1 pseudogene is annotated in these 1,660 nt (G+C 51.1%); it reads right to left on the bottom strand.

What is annotated here, in order from left to right:
- Positions 1-123: 123 nt before the first annotated feature.
- A pseudogene (locus tag G7020_RS23705) lies at positions 124-1,365 on the bottom strand (methyl-accepting chemotaxis protein); the annotation flags it as partial.
- Positions 1,366-1,660 lie beyond the last annotated feature (295 nt).

The raw sequence follows: 1,660 nt of genomic DNA on the forward strand, positions 1-1,660 counted from the left end.
GCGCTTCGACTTCAAATGCCCCATCGAGGTGATGGGAGAGGTCATGCAAAATGCCATGGCGATGCGGCATGATGCTCCGGCTTCAATTCAATAACCGTGTTGCACTCAGCTCCTGCAACCGCCAAGGGTTTCAATGACGTTTTGAATTTGTTGAGTCGATACGCGGGTTTTAGCGGCCAAGGCCCGGACTTCATCAGCTACTACCGCAAAACCACGACCCTGCTCACCAGCCCTAGCCGCTTCAATTGCAGCGTTGAGAGCGAGTAGGTTGGTTTGATCAGCAATGGCTTGAATCACCCCCGCAGCAGCCATAATTTGCTGGGTTTCATTGGCAAGGTAATCCACAGCAGTGCTGATATTCGTGACGGTACTGGCCAGCAACTGAATGGCCTCACGGGAAGTACCGGCGACTTTATCACCTTGTTCAGCCAGTTCATTTGCTGCTTGCGCTTCCATGGCGGTTTTTTGAACATGCCCTGCCACTTCGTTGATTGAGGCCGCCATCTCCGTCATGGCGGCTGCCGTCATGTCCGTTTCCGCTCGCTGCTCCAGCAAGGCATTTTCAGTTTGGTTCGAGAGTAAGGAGGAATGCGCAGCGGCTTCAGCCACTTGGCTGGCCAGATCGCTTAGCCGAGTCAGTGCGGTTTTAAGGCGTGCATCCTCACTAATCAATATCATTTCCAACTGCGCTGAAGGGCCATACGTATCGCTGTAAGTGATGGCGCTAATCGGATCTGAAAAAGCGTCAGGGGCGCATTTCATGATATGACTCAACTGATGTTCCAGCCGCGTATAGGACCACCATCCTGTAACGAGAAAGAGCACGGCAGTTACCGCTTGTGCTGCCAGGCTTGGCAGCACGCTAGCCGCACCTATTGCCAACGCAGCCGCAGTTGCAGGTAAGACCATCCTCCTCATGAATGCCGCATAATGACGATTTTGGGGAATGGAATTTTTACCTGCACGCAACCGGTCATACAGCTTTTGTGCGCGATCAATTTGCTCCCGAGTCGGCTTGACTCTAACGGACTCGTAGCCTGTTAAGCGGCCATCTTCGAGAATAGGTGTCACATACGCACTGACCCAATAGAAGTCACCATTCTTGCAGCGATTCTTGATGATACCCATCCAGCTTTTGCCAGCCTTCAGATAGCCCCACATCAGCCCGAAAACAGCTGGAGGCATGTCGGGATGACGAACCAAATTGTGCGGACTGCCCAACAACTCTTCACGAGAATAGCCACTTATTCTCATAAACTCGTCATTCACATAGGAAATATTCCCATTCGTATCCGTAGCAGAGATCAATCGCTGCTGGACTGGAAATATTTGTTCAACGGTTGTGACAGGCAGGTTCGAGCGCAAGATGAGTCTCCATGAGCAATAATGGCATTATGCCATAAGGCGTGACTAACGGGTTATGCGAAATAAAGGGAAATCACAGAGCACTGAGATGTTTGTACGCTAAGCCATGGTTCTCAGCTGCAACCATTATCTGACACTGGTGACTTCGGTTGAAGTCCCCCTGCCAGTGCGAATTAGGTTTTGTACGAAAAGTCGTTGTGGCTAAAATTGCCGCCATGACCGGTTGGAGGCCCGTATGGCAAGGCGTTACGAACTTTCTGATGCGTCATGGGAGCTGATCAAGGATTTGGTTTCT

The sequence above is a fragment of the Stutzerimonas stutzeri genome, from assembly GCF_013522825.1.
Lineage (GTDB): Bacteria > Pseudomonadota > Gammaproteobacteria > Pseudomonadales > Pseudomonadaceae > Stutzerimonas > Stutzerimonas stutzeri_AK.